Origin of the sequence: Enterobacter wuhouensis (genome assembly GCF_004331265.1) — a bacterium.
Taxonomy (GTDB): Bacteria; Pseudomonadota; Gammaproteobacteria; order Enterobacterales; family Enterobacteriaceae; genus Enterobacter; species Enterobacter wuhouensis.
In genome coordinates, this window is the sequence record NZ_SJOO01000004.1 from 387,894 (window position 1) to 406,981 (window position 19,088).

Below are 19,088 nucleotides of genomic sequence, written 5' to 3' on the forward strand. Positions count from 1 at the left end.
ACACTGAGTCGGTGGGGGAGAATTCGTGATTAAGGGACGAAGGTTATAGACCGTGTTAGTTCTCAACCATCAATCGTGAAAGCTTGGCAAAAATCGAACTCTTACTACTTTCGCCGCTCCTTAGCATATCCAGGGTGAAGCTATTGAGGTAAGCACCAGTTAACGGGTGATTAAATACATCTACGGCCTTACCTTGGGCATCCCATATCAGCAGATTTTCTACCAGGTTAGGCCGTGCAATAGTAGGATTTGTAGGCTGAGCATCGCTTACCAGAACAAACACTCCATTCTCATGCGGTTGCAGGTAAATATGGTGATGCTTCATCTTTTGAGTTTTAGTCAACGAGTCGTATTTCGAGCGGCCCGGTGATATCAGATAGGGCAGTACGTTTTGCTCCAATTTTGCTGAGCGGGTGATAGTATACCCGTTAAATTTATCACCTTGACGCTCCGCCAGCGCTTTTTCTTGTTCCTGATAAGCGTATGAATCGACGATATTAAATTGCGCCGGGCCAATCAGGCGCGGCACGCGGGAGCTGTTGTAGGTGGTAAGTAGCACATCTGCTGTATGGTCGTAGAGATAGAAGCTTTTATCGAATAATTTCTTTAGTCGTCCCAGAGCTGGATGATCAACAGATAGATACTCGAATTCACCTTCGACGATCCCGGTATCAACCACCCTAAGTTGGCCGTGCTCTATTTTTAGTTCAACATACCCAAGCAGGTGGATATTACTTTTCGTTTTGCGTACCGCATAGGCGGTATAGTGCCCGTTCGCCAAGTCTGGCAGTGGAATGTGATGTTGATTGAGTAAGCTCTCTTTGAACCATAGTTCAGTTTTCGTTCGGCGTACCTTACTTTTCAATAAGGTAACTGCTGACTTGAGACGACTGTGTGGTTTCGTAAGTTCGATTTCGTATTGAGCAGGGTTGCTTATCAATTGTTCATTAATAAAATCAATCGCATCCAGCAACTTACGATCAATGTTCATTCCTTGTAAAACCACAGGCAGTGGTTGTTGATTTAGCCACCCTTGCAAACGATCTAACTTAAGCTGGGTATAAATATCCCAGTTGAGTTCAGGTTGTTTTCGGACGTCGGCAAAAGCTGCATAGAAATCATTGTACTCAACAGATTCATTCTCTTGCTGCCGGATGCTGTTGCTTCGTTCTTCATCTACCGCATTGAGTACAAGAATAGATGTATTGGCAGGCAGCCCAGCAAATCTGGTTTGCTGAGAATGTTTAAGCGATGCCAGCGGCCAGAGTTTATACCCGGGGAACTGGTTGGCTAATGCGTCAAAGAAATAAGCTTCTTGCGTGGCGCTGAATTCGACGCCGTTATTAACCACCAACAGCGTATTAGCCAGCTGTTGATCAAGGTCGGTAGCAAACTGATTGACCTCGTGTGTAGCCTGAAATGGGATAGGTTGATGGGGGATCTCTAGTTCACTGAGCCGCTCGCAGGCAGCATTCATGACTACGTTATAGGTATAGGCCTGGCATTCGCCATAACCGCTGCGCTCACGAAAAAAATCCAGTTTGCTATCACGGGCATCAAGTTTGCGCCGAGCTTTAAGCCGACGATTATCGATGCTAAACCACACGCTGGTATCGTCCAGGGATAGGTGCATCTCATCCGCCGGTTCGACCAAGAATTTTCGTTTGTGCAGGGTAAAAGCGAGTTCATTATATTCTGAGGCATAAATGTCGAGCTCAAAGGCTTCCATCACCCCGGTGCCTTTTTTTTGTGTGACGGGCTGACTCAGACGAGCGTTAAGGTAAAGCGTTGAGTTGAAGTAAGTCGGCGATACCGAAAAGCGCTCACTGGCTTTTTCCAGCATTACCATTTTCAAATGCAGGCTAAATAATCCCTGAATCAGGCGAGATAGGTCATGATTTTCAGCGGTGAGTTGCTGACAAAGCTTTTCAATACGTTCTGCCAACGTCCTATGAGCCTGACTGTTCGGGTTAGTTGCAGGCGCCAGGAAAAAAAAGACGTGATGGTAATTTGGTAAGCAATGCAGTTCATATTTTACCTCCTGCCCGGCCTCCAGCCCAAGCTTCTGACGCACGCAAGATTTTACCTCCTGATGAATTCGCGCATAGTAATCAGCGGATTTTTCTTTTCGCTCTTTAGTAAAGCGCTGAACCATGAAGTCTATCGTATAGATATTAGATACAGGGGCCAATAGACGCTGGATGGTCGTCAGCTGATCTTCTTCAAGCTTGATCAAATTGGTTCGGGCAATCGGAGTATCCGTCAGTTCATTCAAATTAGGGATCATGAGACTTTTCCTTTAGTCGGCAACTTTTCTACACCCAGCAGGGTTAGTAACATTGGGTTAATGTCCAATGTCATGCTCAGTTTCGAGTTTTCCTGAGCTCGTCCGCTCTCTCGATTTTTGGGCTGATAGTACTGATAGTCGGTTTGCAACAGGTTAAGGTAGTGGATCGTGTGATCCACGTTATCTTGCCACATCAGATTATTGGGGTTCTGGCTGTAGGCGACGTTCAGATAGACAAATCGAATGCGTTCGTAACGGCCTGACAGCACAGCCTGAAGCTGTTTCTGCCCCTCTGTATCCGCCTTTTGGCTGGTGATATTACGGATCTGGCGAATCTTGTTGTTGCTTTTCTCAAGCGTTTCTTCTGCCCGCGTTAAATCATCCAACTGCGTCGCCCAGCGTTTAACGTCGATGCAGAGCAGGTCGTTACCCACTTCAATAAAGCGGTCAAAAAACTCATATACTAGCGGTTCAAGGCGTTCAAACACCTGTTGATCAGAAAGTGGGGTAACGCCATAGCTTTTTAGCACTTTATCGAAGAGATATTCACCGACATTGCCTTTGAGCAACGGAACTAGCCTGGGGTTGGGTACCCATTTTTTGAATGCCGTTTCCTGGATGTTGTCACATTCACGAATCAACTCGCCGACCAGGTTGCCGGGGGTAAAATCGACATCGTTTCTATACTGCGGAAAGAGGGTGAGCTCAGGCCGGTACTCTCTTGCGCCGCCAGCGAAATCCGACAGGGCGGAATAATCTCTGTGGACAAGTCCATCCGGGCCGCGTTTGTGGCAAAGTAAAATAGTTTGGTTGCCCTGATGGCGGTCGATAAACAGGGCGTGGTGGATTGATTGCATTTGCCGATTGGCGGCATACAAGGAATTAGCCTGAAGTTTTTCCAGCCAACGCATGGGATCGGTAAAGGAGTCAGAATCGCGGAATAAATTACATAATTCGAGATATTCAAGGTTGCCGGCGCGTACCTGATTTATCCAGTCGGTTTTCAGGACTCGCTTATGAACAGCATCGATGCGGCGACCATTTTCTACGATAGCCTGTTCAAACGCATACCGCTGTTCTGCATCACTAAATGACTGGTTCTGACTCAGCTTTTCGCACTCCTCCATTAGGCGGTGGTTAAGCAAGGACATGCTTTCTGATACTACCTCGTTACCGCTATCTTCACTGAGAGCGGCGAACTGGAATGCAACATTACGGAACACATCGCGGGGTAAAAAGATTTCTGTTTTCAATAGAGTGTCGCGACGCTCGACTCGCCCTACGGCCTGCACGACGACTTTGAATAAGCTCATATCATGTTCGGCCATTAACAGGCGATAGTTTTCGCCGTGGGCGAAATTAACGTTGAAATCGGCCAGCTTGTGGACGGTAATATCGTCATCAGCGTAGTGTTTAAGCACGGTAACGTAGTTAGGTAATGTATTAAGGTTGCCGCTGTTGTCCTTTACTTCGCTGTAAAACGAGGAGTTGATGAGCACTAAGCGCTCAAAATCGACATCCAGACGTGGTGCATTGATATCATTAATATCGCCGTCATGGTATTTCACAAAGTAGTTGAGGCCGGTGCCTGCACTTTTGTAGCTGCTCATAAATACCAGTACGGTATTGCTGTTCTTGAGATAGGTTTCTTGCCTAATATCTTCGACATTAGCCAGTGGTGAATCGAAAAAGACCAAATGGACTGTGTGACGCCCTTTGAATGGGGTAAAGGTCAGGATCTGGTCATGTTTCTTATCGTTATCCGTTTTTTCATCGCACCGGGAGTGCATACCGTACTGCTGACGCCAGGCTGATTGATGAGTGCGCCAGGCGCTGATAAAGGCCCGCTTAAATGTCCCTGAAAGGGACAAAATCAGGCTGTTTTTACCCTCGTAGGCGGCAAGCAATAACGCTTCAAGTTCCCGCTGGTACTGACGCCGTTTATAGGTATTTTTCAGGTCGTACTCCAGCGGTTTCTTCAGCGCGTCGAAAAAGTTGTCATACGTCCTGCGATAGATCTCACAATTTTGGTAGATATCGGTCAATTTTAACTGCTTATCATCGAACACCCTGAAGTCGACGTTGCGGATACTGGCTCTCAACGCGCGTAGTGCTCTAAGCGTATCGATATCTGTTTTTTTACGTTCAATGACTCGATAGCCAAGGTCACGGCTATAGCGCTCCAGGAAGTGACGATTGAAGTTACCGTTTTTGGTGTGGCTAAAACCACTGGTGGCGCTAAGTCCAATCACTTTATTGTGCGTGCCCGTTAATAAACGTAGCAGCATGGCTTCAGGCAACTCTTGTACCAGATCCATCTCAAACGCCAGAATAATTGTACGCTCGGCTCCACTGTTCACGTAATTGAGTTCAACTATCGGCGTCATCGTGAATACGGTTTTGGGTTGCAGATAAGCGTAGAAATGATCAATCAACAAGTTTTTATCGGTGGTGCGATCGAAGATATGTCGCACCACTCCAGCTACATTATTGGCTGCGTCAACAAATTGGCCCAAAGGTGTATTCTGGCTGCTGGAGTTATCCTGGCCACCATTTTTTACCCAGCGCTTAAAGTGTCGGTTGGTGATATCAGAACAGGCGGCGAGGATGACGGAGACCAATTGGAACAGATCGTGCAGGGTGGGATTGGTGTCGCTGGCATCATTTTCGACTTCGTAATATAGCTCGGTGCGCGTTATGTCGCCTTCGCTGTTGCGCATACGAATGCGTTTCAGCCCCTCTTCATTAACGTACATTTTGGGGTTAAAACTGAACACATTCCGGGTAATGGAAATGATGCGTTCGGCGGCGTCGCCGTTAACTTCGAATGCTCCTAACTGGTCGCGAAACATCTCCAGGATCGAGCCCAGCGTCGTACCGGGTGATAATTCGCACTTTTTCGCCAGTAGGTCTCGAAGGATGGTGATGAATTTGACCATCTCTTGCTCAAAGGTCGTTTGCGCTTCTTTGGGCTTTTTCCGGCGCTCCAGGCTGAGTACCGCATTGTGAATACGTCCCGCGACAGAGATAACATGCGCCAGATTATTTTCCTGTGTGATTAGCTTTACATGGCATGTTTCTTCAAGACGGGTGTAGGCTTCATGTAGTTCATCAATGATTACCGTAAAGCGAATATTTTTCTGGCGAAAAGGGCAGTCTGGATTACGTCTGAAGTGTTCATCACGAAGATAAGCAACCTGCCCGGTATGGCCAGCTGCCGCAACGGTGCTGATCTGTGGATCTTTGGGAGCCAGCTTGCCACCAATCAGCAAGTCGAAACCTACGGACTCAAAATGCACGCCTTCACCTCGCTGACGAGGCGCCAGTCGGTAAGTTGATGTGTCGAACTTATTTGTAGTCATTAATAGCACCGACGGGCGGTACTGGCAAACTTCGAAAGGCAATACCTGTTTGATAAGCTCGAAGTAGACTTCGTGTACGCTTAGTTCAGACTTGCTTGGTTTTCGTGCTGTCTCCGCGTGTTGCATTCGCTCTTGGCGCGCCTGGAGCCCGCGACGAATGTACTCTTTAATGGAAGCTTTTTCACTATCTGGTCCAAATAGTAATTTACAGGCTGACTCAATCGTATTGCGGATACTATGACGACAGTTTTTTAGCTGCTCTTCAAGAATTTCTCTTTCGTAGTTGGTATCCTGAGAACCGTATGTTGTCAGCTTTTTTAACTGCTCTTCACAGCGATCAATTTGTGAGACATGGTAATTGAGCGAACGCATTGCGCTGCCAATATATTTGCTACCTTTCGCCCCTTCGTACCACTGAATATAGCGGTCGCGATTTTTCAGGCCCGTGGCCCAGTCCATAAAGTCGAGGTCGGCAATATCATTACGGGAGAGAACGCAAATGAACTCGCCACCAGAGGCCAGAATTTTCTCTTTCTGGCTACTGTCCAGGTCGATTTGTGATTTTTGCGGCGACATGAACAACAGGTTGGTAAAGCCGCCTTCGGGAAACAGGTAATTTGGCTGCTGGGTTTTGGCGAAACGTTCCAGATATTCAACATACCCTTGAATCACGCCATAGCTTTTGCCGAAACCCGTGCCATCGGAACTGAAAATAACCTCAGCGCCATCACGTTCATGCACGTGGTAAAGTTGAGAGACTTGGGCGCGACAGGCGTTAATCTCTTTAACCAGCGTTATGTCAGGAATTTGTCTGGAGATGAGATCTTGCAGATTATTATTGATAGTTTTCTCTCCAACACGCTCACATTTACGGTAACTATTGATGGTTATTTGGCCGCTTTCGAGCAGAGTCTTTTCCACTTGCATGGGGGCAAGATGCAAGGCTCTTGCAATTTCATTGATAGTATTGGATAGAGTTTCGTGTGGATTGCTAATCGTGAAGTGGTTTAGCACTGCTGCAACAGTATCAGGATGCAATGCTTTTCTGAGAGTGGGGAAGGTGAGGCTGTAATCGTATAGCGCCAAATCATTGTTTATCAGACAGCGAAACTGCTGTTTAGTGGGATCGCCTCCAGGACGGCTGGCAAATCCCAGGATTTTTGCCTGTTCGAGTCGATACAACAATGCTGCGGCATCGCGATCAGGTAAGTCAAATGCATCGTGGAGCTGCTGGCTAAATGGCATTGTGGCATTCAGCCGGTTATGGCTGACCAGCGCGGAAAAGTGCTGACGCACCAAGGTTAGCAGCTTACAATCTTCCTCTATAGTCCAGCTTTTTCTCATTCTTCTTCCCCTTAATATAAATGCACCTGCAACCACTCAGCCAAACGCTCAACGTCAAAACCCGTAATCCATACTCCCACGCCAAAAACGTCTTCGATAAATATTCATCATATTTTCGAGGCACTTTTCAGAGATGCTCTTGGCAAGACGGGACTCAGGGGGACAAACCTTCCTGTAGTGCATTGCTTAGAGTCTGCTTAACTTTCCCGAGCGTGTTTTTCAACTTCAACTACGGCAGCAAATGACACGGTCTTAAAACCGTGCAGGATAGGCCATATCTACAACGTGTTTACTATTTGAGCACACACTGTGATAGGGCAGTCACCTTTCCGATAAATGGTGAACCGTCCCTGACGAACAACAACATGAACGCACATCTCTTCATCGCCTGATCAAAGTAGCTGCCAACTATTTTTCGCCTCAACATTGATGTTTTTTTACTAACGATTTCGACTACCTTCCGAAGCGACCACAACAAATAAAATATTGGTTACATATCAGTCTTATATCACCGGAGTAAGTTGACTTTTGATTAGCTATTTCAAGATATTAATAGCTAATCATGCTTCCCCAAATTGCTTACTTATAGCAAAGTCATATAGCATAAACTGAAGGGCGAATTGTTAAATCATACCGTGACTGCGCTGAAGAACAAGCATAAAAACCATATAGTTAACATGGCTTATGTGTTTCAGTTGAATGATAAATAGACAGTATAAAATCCAATCCAATAGCCGCGTTCAAGCGATTAATTTTTTGATGGGCTTAACAAGCACGAGCAGCAATGTCGGCAAATCCACTTGGTTGCTGGAAGAATATGATACCTTCAACACCTAGCCGATTATCTCCGCCGTTGGCAGAGAACCGTTCAGCGTTGTTAGCCAACAGTTATAAATTTAAATTAATGGCTAGAAGAATCTATCTCGGGGTAGATCATCAACATTACTTACTCTAAACCACGTTACACATGGCCTCCGGCGCAGCGAAGTCATCAAAAAAGAGTATTATAAAAATATGTTGAATTCCGCCTTTAAGGAGAAAGGTTGCCTGGCAGTCGTAATGCTGTTGACGATACAGCGCACAACACGGGTATAAACAGCCATTTCATTGATAAATAACTGAATGGCTGTTTATATTCAATCAAGATAAGGGTTCATTAATCTTTGCATAGAGATAAGGTGATGTGACCTCATTGCGATTCGCATCCAGATAATCAGCCCACCACTGCAGCATTAACCTTCGCTCACCAAGATGTTCCGCCTTATGGATATAAGCCGCACGCACAGAGCTACGCTCCTGATGGCTCATCTGCCGCTCCACAGCATCCCTCGACCATAATCCAGACTCAATTAACGAACTACACGCCATAGTCCTGAATCCATGACCACACACTTCCGTTTTCGTGTCATAGCCCATCACTCGCAGAGCCTTGTTAACCGTATTCTCACTCATCGGCTTACGTGGATCGTGATCGCCCACGAAAATCAGCTCTCGGTTCCCATTCATGCTTTTGATCTTTTGCAAGATAGCGAGAGCTTGTCGCGACAAAGGAACAAGATGTGGAGTACGCATCTTCGAACCACGTTGAGAATGCTTAACTCCTTCAAGTGGCTCACGCTCGCCCGGAATCGTCCACATAGCCGTTTCAAAATCCACTTCTGTCCAGCGAGCAAAACGTAACTCGCTCGAACGGATGAAAACCAGTAACGTCAAATCCACAGCTAACCGCGTTAATGGTCTGCCGGTGTAGTTATCAATACGATGGAGTAACTCAGGAATTCGGTTGAGATCTAGCGCAGCGCGATGCTTTCGTTTAGCTGTTGCGATCGCACCAGCGATCTCTTGTGCAGGATTGTAATCAATTAAGCCGTTCTGTACTGCAAAGCGCATTATTGCGGTTGTTCGCTGTTGAAGACGCGCAGCCACTTCAAGGCGTCCTGACTTTTCCACTGCTTTAATTGGAACCAGTAAGTCACGAGTACCAATATCTTTGATATTTCGCTTCCCAACTGAAGCAAATAAATTGTCTTCGAGGCTTTTCAATACACGAGCACTATGCGATGCCGACCACTTTTGATTGCTGGTGTGCCACTCTCTGGCAACCACTTCAAACGTTATCGCCTCTTGCTCCTGCTCTACCTTAACGGCTTTCTTGTTCTCACTGGGATCGACACCATTAGCTAATAGCTTACGAGCCTCATCCCGGCGTGCCCGGGCATCCGCCAATGACACTTCAGGGTATTTTCCCAACGCCAGCATCTTCTCTTTACCACCAAAGCGATAACGTAGCCGCCAGTATTTTGAGCCGTTAGGGTGAACCAGCAACACCATGCCTTCACCGTCAGTAAGTTTATAGGCTTTAGCTTCAGGCTTAGCCGAACGAACCTTCACATCACTCAGAGCCATGATGAGTATCCTTTCAAGGGTTCTGTGTGGGTACAAACATTATCGAACCGGGATATACCCGCAGTTGTACCCGCATCAGTAAGTTGATGTAGATTGAATCAGGTTGACTTAGGTTGAGTGAAAAAGCGAGGAAAGCCTTGCGGATACTGGATTTCAGGCACAAAAAAAGACGTCCGTTGACGTCTATTGATGTTCCGATGGTGCCGAAGGCCGGACTCGAACCGGCACGTATTTCTACGGTTGATTTTGAATCAACTGCGTCTACCGATTTCGCCACTTCGGCACTGAAGGGGATGCGGAAACGTTGTGGATTATACCTGTCGCGCGCCGCCATGCAAGCGACGACGCGCTAAACCCGCGCTAAGTGCCCAAAAAACCAGCGCCCTTCGTCACTCCAGCTCAGACACCGCCAGACGAATCACCCCCGCCGCCTTCTGCTCCGGCAGCTTCAGCACCTTCGCCCACATGTCCTGCACCATATCGCAGGAGAGCTTCTCTTTGCCCACCGCGTTCTCCGGCATCTGCAGCAGCTGGATGTCCTCGCCGTATTTATCCGCCAGCGCCTTCATAATCGGGCGGACGGTCGTCACGGCGGCCTCACGCTCGGCCGGAGTCACATTGTGGCTGTTTTTGCCATACGCCGCGCGCATCATGTCGGCGTCGGCCTGCATGCGCCGCGCCATCATCTGTTTATCCAGCACCCGCACCGGGTTAACGCCGCCCTTCACCGCCGGGTAGAGGAAGCGGAAGCAGGCGTCGTCGCTCACCTTCTGGATGGCGGCTGTCTGCTCCATGTTGGCCTTCATATAATCCACCACGTTGGCGTCCGGGGCGTGCTGCAGGCGCGACATCTGCAGGCTCAAAATCTGCGGCTGGATGACGTCGATGATGTGCTGTTCAGACTCGCCCATCTTCTGCATGGTGAGGATCTGTTCGCGGATGCGCTGCTGGAACGCGGGTTCCTGCTCTTTAATCACCTGCCAGGCGGGCATCGCGTTGAGGGTGGTATCAAGCTGCTGTTCGGGGGTTTGCTGCATGCGCTGCTTGTCGAAGTACACCCAGAACGCCACGGCGGCAGCCGCAATGACGACAATCACAATACGGGTCCACGTTTTATTCATCTCGCATCCTTATCCTTGAGTTATGCCGGTTTACACCGGCACGCCGCTGTGGAAGCGAAACTCGTTGTCCGGTGTCGAGATAAGTGTGGCTTCAATTTCGCCAAAAAGCTGTATGCGCGGTGAGATATCGTCGTCGCTCACCTGCTGGGCCAGCGTCAGGTAGTCCTGATAATGGCGAGCTTCCGAGCGCAGCAGCGAGAGATAAAACTTCTGCAGGTCGTCGTCGAGGTACGGGGCCAGCGCGGCGAAGCGTTCGCAGGAGCGGGCTTCGATGTAGGCGCCGCAGATGAGCTTGTCGATCAGCGTCAGCGGTTCGTGGGTGCGCACTGCCTTCAGCATCCCTTTAGCGTAGCGGCTGGCGGTGATTTTGACGTACGGAATGTCGCGGGCCAGCATCGCCTCGCGCACCTGCCAGAAGTGGTGCAGCTCCTCTTTAATCAGCAGCACCATGCTGTCGATGAGCGCCTGGCCCCACGGGTCGTCGGTTTTGGGCATCACGCTTTTGCCAATCTGCCTGTGCAGGGCGATGAAGTCCGGCTCCGGGCCGTCGCGGAAGGTGAACTGTTCGTAGGGTTTGAGCCAGTCGAGCAGCGCGTCGGCACCGCTTTCGTCGGCGACGTATTTGCGCACGAGTAATAACGCGGTCTGGGCGGCCTTGAGCTCGCACACCATGTGGTCGGTGAGCAGCAGCGGCAGGTTCGCCGGGTCGCGGGCTTTATCAATCCATGCTTGCGGGGTCGGGCACTGGAGGAAGTTGAGTACGGGGGCGAGTATCTGCGGGTAATCCATGGTTCTGCCTTAAAAAAGCGGTGGCGCGCGCCACCGCCTGAAACGCTTAGTGACGCACGCCGTCGTCGTCTTCGTCGATGAAATCTTCGTCGTCGCCTTCTTCGCCGTCTTCACCGTTCGGATCTTCGAAGTAGGTTCCCCAGCCGTCGTATTCCACTTCAAACTTCTCGGCCAGGTTCATCAGCTGTTCAACCTGCGCGTCAATAAGTTCCGCCTTCAGCGCGCCTTCGCTCAGGATATCGCAGCAGATGACGGTGTCGCCCTCTTCCACTTCCAGCTCTTCCGGCTCGGTCACTTCGTAACCCAGCTTGAAGGCTTCCACGGCCATTTTTTCCAGCGCGTCGAAATCGTCGGCAGAGAAATGGTGCTCGATGGTGTACAGCGCGTCCGGATCGCTACCGTCTTCCAGCAGTTCTTCAATAATCAGACGCGTCTCTTCGCGTTGCTCTTCCAGGTGTTCCGGGTTTGCCATGGCTCATTCCTCTTTAAAGTGCGGCAGATACTTCTATTTTCACACACGGACGTGTTTGCCTCCACCTTTGTAAGAAAGAATTGTGAAACGGGGTTGCAAATGAATAATTACACATATAAAGTGAATTTTAATTCAATAAGTGGCATTAGCCATGCGAGGATAAAATGTCCGATTTGTACAAGAAACACTTTCTGAAACTGCTCGATTTTACCCCTGCACAGTTCACTTCTCTGCTGACCCTTGCCGCACAGCTCAAAGCCGATAAAAAAAATGGCAAGGAAGTACAGAAGCTTACCGGTAAAAACATCGCGCTCATCTTCGAAAAAGACTCGACCCGTACACGTTGCTCTTTCGAAGTTGCCGCATTTGACCAGGGCGCACGCGTCACCTATTTAGGGCCGAGCGGCAGCCAGATTGGGCATAAAGAGTCAATTAAGGACACCGCACGGGTTCTCGGGCGGATGTACGACGGCATTCAGTATCGCGGTCACGGCCAGGAAGTGGTCGAGACGCTGGCGCAGTATGCGGGCGTGCCGGTGTGGAACGGGCTGACCAACGAGTTCCATCCGACCCAGCTGCTGGCGGACCTGCTGACCATGCAGGAGCACCTGCCGGGCAAGGCGTTTAACGAGATGACGCTGGTCTACGCGGGTGACGCGCGCAACAACATGGGCAACTCGATGCTGGAAGCGGCGGCGCTGACCGGGCTGGATCTGCGCCTGGTGGCCCCGAAAGCCTGCTGGCCGGAAGAGAGCCTGGTGGCGGAGTGCAGCGCGCTGGCGGAGAAGCACGGCGGGAAGATCACGCTGACGGAAGACGTGGCGGCGGGCGTTAAGGGCGCGGACTTTATCTATACCGACGTCTGGGTGTCGATGGGCGAAGCCAAAGAGAAGTGGGCGGAGCGGATTGCGCTGCTGCGCGGGTATCAGGTGAACGCGCAGATGATGGCGCTGACCGGCAACCCAAACGTGAAGTTCCTGCACTGTCTGCCGGCGTTCCATGACGACCAGACCACGCTCGGCAAGCAGATGGCGAAGGAGTTCGACCTGCACGGCGGGATGGAGGTGACGGACGAGGTGTTTGAGTCGGCGGCGAGCATCGTGTTCGACCAGGCGGAAAACCGGATGCATACGATTAAGGCGGTGATGGTGGCGACGCTTGGGGAGTGATTTAATCCTCTGCGGTCTGGTGCCCTCACCCCGGCCCTCTCCCACAGGGAGAGGGAGAACACCTAACCCGTAGGCCCGTGCAAGCGAAGCGCCGCCGAGCAAACCGGCTCCATTTCATTGATTTTTCACCCCGAAAAAGGTACGTTTTCGCCTTAATTCCAGCGTGGACATGCCAGCATTATGCCGATTATTCAGTCTGTTGAACGTGCCTTGCAGATCCTCGACCTGTTCAACGAGCAGGCCACCGAGCTTAAGATCACCGACATCAGCAAACTGATGGGGCTGAGCAAGAGTACCCTCCACTCGCTGCTGAAAACCCTGCAGCTTCACGGCTATATCGATCAGAACCCGGAAAACGGTAAGTATCGCCTCGGCATGAAGCTGGTCGAGCGCGGCCATTTTGTCGTGGGCTCCATCGATATTCGCCAAAAGGCAAAAGGCTGGCTGACGGAGCTGTCCCAGCGGACCGGGCAAACCACCCATCTGGGGATCCTGGACGGGCGTGAAGGGGTCTATATCGAGAAGATTGAAGGCAAGCTGGCCGCCATCGCCTATTCGCGCATCGGCCGCCGCCTGCCGGTTCACGCCACCGCTATCGGCAAGGTGCTGATTGCCTGGCTGGGCGAGGCCGAGCTGAACGCCCTGCTGGAGGGCTATCAGTACACCACCTTTACGCCCGCCACCCTCGCGTCTCGCGAAGCGTTAATGAGCGCCCTGACGCAGACCCGCGAGCAGGGTTACGCCCTGGATAGCGAAGAGAACGAGCAGGGCGTGCGCTGCGTTGCGGTGCCGGTGTGGAACCACGAGTCCCGCGTCATCGCCGCCCTGAGCCTCTCGACCTTGACCTCCCGCGTGGACGATGCGGAGCTGGCTAATTTCCGCGAGCAGCTTCAGCAGGCCGGGCTCGCGCTCTCACGCGCCCTGGGCTATGCCGGCTCGTAGGTGAAGTAGTCGAAGTCCGCGTGGCAGCCGTCGCCGCTGATGTCCTCGCAGTGCAGCCCCACAAACGCGCCGGTGAAGAAGCCGCGCCCGCCGACGTAGTCATCCGACAGCTTCCACGCCTCATAGGTTACCGGCACGTCGTGCCACGTCTCGCCGTCGAACGAGTAGCTGTAGCGGTAGACCAGCGTATCCACGTCCACCCGCAGCCAGATGCTCTCCGCGCTCTCCGGCACCGGAATCGGCTGCTCGTGCAGCGGCCACGACGGCACGTTGTGGTCGAGCTGAATAACCTTGATGGTTCTGCCCTGCCCCTCCTCGTAGTCCACAAAGCAGTAGCTCCAGTTTTTGCTGTTGTAGTAGCAGGTCAGCCCCGCGCTCTGCTGGAAGTGGACCGGCGAAAACTGCATCCGCGTCTCTGAGCGGAAGGCGAAGTGCTGCCAGCGTCGCGCCACGGTCGACTGGGTAAAGGTCGAGTTGAGGGAGTCGTTGCCGTAGAGCCGTAAATAGCCCGGGCGCGCGGTGAGCGAGCCGAGGGTGTCGTCGAACGGAATGCGCAGGGTCTGCAGCTCCGGGTCAAGCGAACTGGCGTCGAAATCGTCCCGCCAGCTGCTCTGAACGGCAGCGGGCTGCTCGGCCACCTGCGGGCCTTTCACGGTCAGCTGCGCGTGCTTGCCGCCTTCCACGTACGGCCAGCCGTCGCGCCACTCAATGCGGGCGATGCCGGTCTCGCGCCCCAGCGGGCAGTAGCCGCGCCCGCCGGAGGCCAGCAGCGGCACGCCGGGCAGGCGCAGCGGGCGGCTGGTGAGGTAGGCCATGTACCACTCTCCGGTGTGGGTCTGCAGCAGCGAGCCGTGTCCGCTCTTCTGCAGCGGGTTCTCCGGCAGGTGCCAGCTGGTCATCATCGTCACGTCCGGGTGCAGCTCGTACGGCCCGTCAATATTTTTGGAACGCAGCACCACAACCGCGTGCTCGTAGCTGGTGCCGCCCTCGGCCACCATCAGGTAGTACCATCCCGCGTGGCGATACAGGTGCGCCCCCTCGGTGTAGCAGAGCGGCGTGCCGGTAAATAGCGTTTTGCGCTCGGGCGAGAGGGTGCCGGTCTGCGGGTCAAACGCCTGCAACACGATGGTGTTGTGCGGGTTACTGTGGTGGCGCGGCCCCCACGGGCGGTAGATATAGTACTTGCGGCCATCGTCGTCGTGAAACAGGGACGGGTCAAACCCGCCGTTGCCCATCGGGATCGGCTCGCTCCACGGCCCCTCGATGGAGGGTGCGGTGACGAGGTAGTTACGGCCGTTTTTCCACGGCGAGTCGACAATCTTCACGTCGGTGTAGAGCAGCCAGAATTTGCCGTCGGCGTAGCTCAGGCACGGCGCCCAAATGCCGCCGGAGTCCGGGTTGCCCTTCATGTCCAGCATCGACACGCGGTCCAGCGGCGTGCTGACCAGCGACCAGTTTTTCAGGTCGCGGGAGTGGTAGATGCGCACGCCCGGGAACCACTCGAAGGTCGAGGTGGCGATGTAGTAGTCCTCGCCCTGGCGGCACAGGGACGGGTCCGGGTTGAAGCCGGTGAGTATCGGGTTAGTGATTTCCATATTGCCTCCGGTTAATGGGATGCGGCTGTCGCGGCGTCGGGAACGGCCTCGCCCTGCGCCGCGCGGTGCTTGATCAGCTGCTGGCTGATGGCCTCCACGCGGGCGTCGGTGAGCTTATAAAACGACAGCATGATGAACATGCCCGCATAGAGCACCACGGGCACCACGCAGAACAGAATTTTGATGGTGGTCAGCACCTCGACCGGCTGCACGCTGCTGCTGGCGGAGTAGTTCACGTACGCGAGGATCCAGCCCACCACCGCCCCGCCAATCGCCAGGCCAATCTTCAGGCTGAACAGGTAGGTGGAGAACACCAGCCCGTCGAGGCGGCGACCGCTGCGGCTCTCCTCGTAATCCACCACGTCAGAGGCCATCAGCCACTGAAGCGGCGTGGTGGTGTTAAAGACGAACAGGAACAGGATGTTGAGGGCAAAAATGAGCGCGATGTGCTCGGCCGGGGTGATGAAAATCAGCAGGCTGATCAGCGAGTAGGCGACGATGATCCACTTGAAGGCGGTGACGCGGTCGAAGCGGCCCAGCAGGCGGGAGGAGCAGAGCGAACCGAACATGGTAGCAAGGCTACCGTAGAGTAAGAACTGGGTCGCCATCTCCGGGTGATCCATCACGTATTTCACGAAGTAGAGCGTCGCCCCGCCGCGCACCACGTTGGAGCAGGTCGCCATCATCTTGAACGCGCACATGATCCGCCACTGGCTATTGCCCAGCAGCAGCTTAAGATCTTTCGCCACCGACGAGCCCGGCTGCACCTCAAAGGCGTAGCGCTCTTTGGTGGTGAAGAAGCAGACGTAAAGCAGCACCACGCCGCTCAGCCCGAGCACGCACATGGCGCCGAAGTAGCCCACCTGCTCGTCCCCTTTGCCGATGATGCTTACCAGCGGCAGCGCGATGCCGCTGATGGCGAGCGAGCCCGCCGCCGCCAGGAAGAAGCGCCAGGACTGCAGGGCGTGACGCTCTTTCGGGTCGGCGGTAATGACGCCCGGCATGGCGCAGTACGGCACGTTAACGAAGGTGTAAACCAGGGTCAGGAGAATGTAGGTCACGCAGGCGTAGATGATTTTGCCCTGCGCGGAGAAGTCCGGCGTGTAGAAGGTCAGCACGCAGACGATGCCAAACGGGATGGCGCCCCACAGCAGGAACGGGCGGAACTGGCCGTGCCGCGTGCGGGTGCGGTCTACCAGCAGCCCCATCAGCGGGTCGGTGACGGCGTCGAGCACGCGGGAGACCAAAAACAGCGTGCCCATAATCCCCGCCGACAGGCCGAAGACGTCGGTGTAGAAATAGGCCAGCAGGAACATCGTGGCCTGCCAGACGAAGCCGCAGGCGGTGTCACCGAGCCCGTAGCCAATTTTGTCTTTCATGGTTAATTGCGTCATCAGAATTACACCCTTATGTAGTGTGCTGAATTACAACATCGTGTTAATGGAGTGTAATGAGCTGCTCAATTAACCAGCAATGGTCATATCTTATTTCCGAATTACGTTATTTTGCTTTTGTGACACGGCACGATATATCACAACATATTGTTTATATTGATAAATTACAGAAACGCGAAAGCCGTCCGCGGAATATTTCCCGCAGACGGTTTTATCTCTGAAAATAATTAAATGCCGAGCGCTTTTTTACCGGCGTTAATTACCTCAATGATTTTATCGGTGTCATAAATACAGCCTTTCCAGGTGCCGCCGCTTACCGACTGCAGTGCTGCCCACAGCCGGGTATCGTCCGGCAAAAAGTCGTGGGCGTGCAGGTCCGGATGCGTCTGCCGCCGCGCCAGCTCGCGCGCGCCCTCTTCCGGCGTCAGCGGGTTATCCGGCGTGCCGATGAAGTTTACGCTGCCCGTGAGTGTCAGGCGGTCAACGGCAATCTCGATGATGTCGTTATCGCGCAGCTTGCCAATCGGCCCGCCCGCCAGCGCCTCCGGCGACACGTGGCCGAAGCAGGCGCCCGTCGACACGCCCGAAAAGCGCGCATCGGTGATGAGCGACACCGTCTTGCCCCACGAGATATGCTTGAGCGCGGCGGTGAGCTGGTAGGTCTCTTCCATGCCGGTGCCGGACGGCCCGCCGCCGATCACCACCATGATATCGCCCTGCGCAATCTCTTCCCGCTTGATGGCCTTAATCGCCTGCGCCTCGGAAACAAACACCCGCACCCGGCCGGTGTGGCGGTAAACGCCATCTTCGCCCACCACCGATGGGTCGATCGCCGTGGCCTTGATCACCGAACCTTCCGGCGCGATGTTGCCCGTCGGGAAGCAGACCGTCGAGGTCAGCCCTTTCGCTTTTGCCTTCTCCGGCGGCAGGATCACGTCATCCGGCTCTACGCTGTCCTGCTCGCGCAGGCACTGGCGGAAGCGCGCCCGGCGCTCGGACGCCTGCCACCAGTCGAGGTTCTCGCCCACCGTCTGGCCGGTCACGGTCATGGCGTCCAGATGCAGCAGGCCGAGATCGCGCAGGTGGAGCATCACCTCCGGCACGCCGCCCGCGAGGAACGCGCGCACGGTCGGGTGATAGTCCGGGCCGTTGGGCAGCACGCTGACCAGGCGCGGCACCCTGCGGTTGACGCGCGTCCAGTGCTCAACGTCCGGGATCGTGCAGCCCGCCGCGTGGGCGATGGCCGGAATGTGCAGCAGTAAATTGGTGGAGCCGCCGAACGCCGCGTGGATCACCATCGCGTTTTCGATGGCTTTATCGGTGAGGATATCACGCGTGGTAATGCCACGGTTATCCAGCTCGCTCACCGCCCGCGCCGACTGGCGGGCAATCTCCAGCCACACCGCCTGCCCGGACGGCGCAAGCGCAGAGTGCGGCAGCGCCAGGCCCAGCGCCTCCGCGACCACCTGCGAGGTGCCCGCCGTGCCGAGGAACTGACACCCGCCGCCCGGCGACGCGCAAGCGCGACAGCCCAACTCGGCGGCCTCCTGCAGGGAGAGTTCGTGGTTGGCAAAGCGCGCGCCGATGGTCTGCACCTTGCCCGCGTCTTCCCCCACCGTTGGCGGCAACGTCGCCCCGCCCGGCACCAGAATAGTCGGCAGGTTGTGCATCGCGGCCAGCGCAATCATGGTGGCGGGCAGCCCTTTATCGCAGGTTGCCACGCCGATCACCGCCCGGCGCGTCGGCAGGGAGCGGATCAGGCGGCGAAACACGATCGCCGCGTCGTTGCGGTACGGCAGGGAATCGAACATGCCGTGCGTGCCCTGGGAGCGCCCGTCGCACGGATCGCTGACGAAGGCCGCAAACGGGATCCCGCCGTTGCGGGTGATCTCCTTCGCCGCCGCCTGCATCTGCATGCCGATCTCCCAGTGGCCGGTGTGGTAGCCCAGCGCGACCGGGCGTCCATCTCCGGCGCGGATGCCGCCCTGGGTGCCGATAATCAGCACCTCTTTCCCGGTCAGCCTGTTGGCATCCCAGCCCATCCCGGCGTTCTGCGTCATGCCGAACAGGTTGCCGCTGGGGGATTCCATCAGCATCTGCGGGGTCAGCGGCAGCGCGCCCTGCGGCCCCGCCGCGTGGGTGATCACCGCATAAAACGCGTCGTCCTGTGGGGTGAAAATTTTCTCAATGGTCATCGTTATCGTCCG

The 19,088-nt window shown here is 54.0% G+C and carries 12 protein-coding genes and 1 tRNA gene; 3 read left to right on the top strand and 10 right to left on the bottom strand.

What is annotated here, in order from left to right; translation table 11 throughout:
* Positions 1-55: 55 nt before the first annotated feature.
* The 7 genes from E0L20_RS23875 to rraB all read right to left on the bottom strand — a co-directional run bounded on the left by E0L20_RS23875 (position 56) and on the right by rraB (position 11,781).
* Positions 56-2,287, bottom strand: coding sequence for a hypothetical protein (locus E0L20_RS23875; RefSeq protein ID WP_165500710.1), 2,232 nt, complete (start codon positions 2,285-2,287; stop codon positions 56-58).
* Positions 2,284-6,993 (bottom strand): hypothetical protein, encoded by a 4,710-nt coding sequence (locus tag E0L20_RS11870; RefSeq protein WP_116696540.1) that lies wholly within the window; start codon positions 6,991-6,993, stop codon positions 2,284-2,286. Before E0L20_RS11870 ends, E0L20_RS23875 begins: the two co-directional genes overlap by 4 nt.
* Before the next feature lie 1,140 nt (positions 6,994-8,133).
* Positions 8,134-9,399, bottom strand: coding sequence for a tyrosine-type recombinase/integrase (locus E0L20_RS11875; RefSeq protein WP_022650293.1), 1,266 nt, complete (start codon positions 9,397-9,399; stop codon positions 8,134-8,136).
* Between the two features lie 198 nt (positions 9,400-9,597).
* Positions 9,598-9,682: transfer RNA gene (locus E0L20_RS11885), tRNA-Leu, on the bottom strand.
* A gap of 106 nt (positions 9,683-9,788) precedes the next feature.
* Positions 9,789-10,520, bottom strand: coding sequence for a topoisomerase II (locus tag E0L20_RS11890; RefSeq protein ID WP_131634120.1), 732 nt, complete (start codon positions 10,518-10,520; stop codon positions 9,789-9,791).
* Positions 10,521-10,550: 30 nt separating this feature from the next.
* The gene (gene miaE, locus E0L20_RS11895; protein WP_131634121.1) at positions 10,551-11,309 is read right to left on the bottom strand and encodes a tRNA isopentenyl-2-thiomethyl-A-37 hydroxylase MiaE; all 759 of its coding nucleotides are present in this window, start codon (positions 11,307-11,309) and stop codon (positions 10,551-10,553) included.
* 46 nt (positions 11,310-11,355) lie between these two features.
* Positions 11,356-11,781 (bottom strand): ribonuclease E inhibitor RraB, encoded by a 426-nt coding sequence (gene rraB / locus E0L20_RS11900; RefSeq protein ID WP_119935749.1) that lies wholly within the window; start codon positions 11,779-11,781, stop codon positions 11,356-11,358.
* A 99-nt stretch (positions 11,782-11,880) separates the two neighbouring features.
* On the opposite strand from rraB, the gene argL reads away from it, so the two are divergent.
* The 3 genes from argL to xynR all read left to right on the top strand — a co-directional run bounded on the left by argL (position 11,881) and on the right by xynR (position 13,892).
* A complete protein-coding gene (gene argL / locus E0L20_RS24070) occupies positions 11,881-11,976 on the top strand; it encodes a putative translational regulatory protein ArgL (RefSeq protein ID WP_233606871.1) in 96 nt (31 codons plus the stop codon).
* Entirely contained in the window at positions 11,946-12,950 is a 1,005-nt protein-coding gene (argF, locus tag E0L20_RS11905) for an ornithine carbamoyltransferase (RefSeq protein ID WP_023299201.1), read from the top strand. The genes argL and argF overlap by 31 nt, the downstream gene beginning before the upstream one ends.
* Positions 12,951-13,130: 180 nt before the next feature.
* A complete protein-coding gene (gene xynR / locus E0L20_RS11910; RefSeq protein WP_131634122.1) occupies positions 13,131-13,892 on the top strand; it encodes a DNA-binding transcriptional repressor XynR in 762 nt (253 codons plus the stop codon).
* Here the strand turns inward: xynR and E0L20_RS11915 are convergent.
* From E0L20_RS11915 to yagF, 3 genes are all read right to left on the bottom strand, one after another.
* Positions 13,877-15,487 carry a glycoside hydrolase family 43 protein gene (locus tag E0L20_RS11915; RefSeq protein WP_131634123.1) on the bottom strand — a complete coding sequence of 537 codons (1,611 nt, stop codon included), beginning with the start codon at positions 15,485-15,487 and terminating at the stop codon, positions 13,877-13,879. The genes xynR and E0L20_RS11915 overlap by 16 nt on opposite strands.
* Before the next feature lie 11 nt (positions 15,488-15,498).
* The gene (locus E0L20_RS11920; protein ID WP_131634124.1) at positions 15,499-16,881 is read right to left on the bottom strand and encodes an MFS transporter; all 1,383 of its coding nucleotides are present in this window, start codon (positions 16,879-16,881) and stop codon (positions 15,499-15,501) included.
* 227 nt (positions 16,882-17,108) lie between these two features.
* Positions 17,109-19,076 carry a xylonate dehydratase YagF gene (yagF, locus tag E0L20_RS11925; RefSeq protein WP_131634125.1) on the bottom strand — a complete coding sequence of 656 codons (1,968 nt, stop codon included), beginning with the start codon at positions 19,074-19,076 and terminating at the stop codon, positions 17,109-17,111.
* Positions 19,077-19,088 lie beyond the last annotated feature (12 nt).

What these genes read in the sequence shown, in the direction of transcription:
- E0L20_RS23875 (WP_165500710.1), bottom strand. Translation starts at nt 2,287, where the DNA reads ATGATCCCTAATTTGAATGAACTGACGGATACTCCGATTGCCCGAACC.
- E0L20_RS11870 (WP_116696540.1), bottom strand. Translation starts at nt 6,993, where the DNA reads ATGAGAAAAAGCTGGACTATAGAGGAAGATTGTAAGCTGCTAACCTTG.
- E0L20_RS11875 (WP_022650293.1), bottom strand. Translation starts at nt 9,399, where the DNA reads ATGGCTCTGAGTGATGTGAAGGTTCGTTCGGCTAAGCCTGAAGCTAAA.
- E0L20_RS11890 (WP_131634120.1), bottom strand. Translation starts at nt 10,520, where the DNA reads ATGAATAAAACGTGGACCCGTATTGTGATTGTCGTCATTGCGGCTGCC.
- miaE (WP_131634121.1), bottom strand. Translation starts at nt 11,309, where the DNA reads ATGGATTACCCGCAGATACTCGCCCCCGTACTCAACTTCCTCCAGTGC.
- rraB (WP_119935749.1), bottom strand. Translation starts at nt 11,781, where the DNA reads ATGGCAAACCCGGAACACCTGGAAGAGCAACGCGAAGAGACGCGTCTG.
- argL (WP_233606871.1), top strand. Translation starts at nt 11,881, where the DNA reads ATGAATAATTACACATATAAAGTGAATTTTAATTCAATAAGTGGCATT.
- argF (WP_023299201.1), top strand. Translation starts at nt 11,946, where the DNA reads ATGTCCGATTTGTACAAGAAACACTTTCTGAAACTGCTCGATTTTACC.
- xynR (WP_131634122.1), top strand. Translation starts at nt 13,131, where the DNA reads ATGCCGATTATTCAGTCTGTTGAACGTGCCTTGCAGATCCTCGACCTG.
- E0L20_RS11915 (WP_131634123.1), bottom strand. Translation starts at nt 15,487, where the DNA reads ATGGAAATCACTAACCCGATACTCACCGGCTTCAACCCGGACCCGTCC.
- E0L20_RS11920 (WP_131634124.1), bottom strand. Translation starts at nt 16,881, where the DNA reads ATGACGCAATTAACCATGAAAGACAAAATTGGCTACGGGCTCGGTGAC.
- yagF (WP_131634125.1), bottom strand. Translation starts at nt 19,076, where the DNA reads ATGACCATTGAGAAAATTTTCACCCCACAGGACGACGCGTTTTATGCG.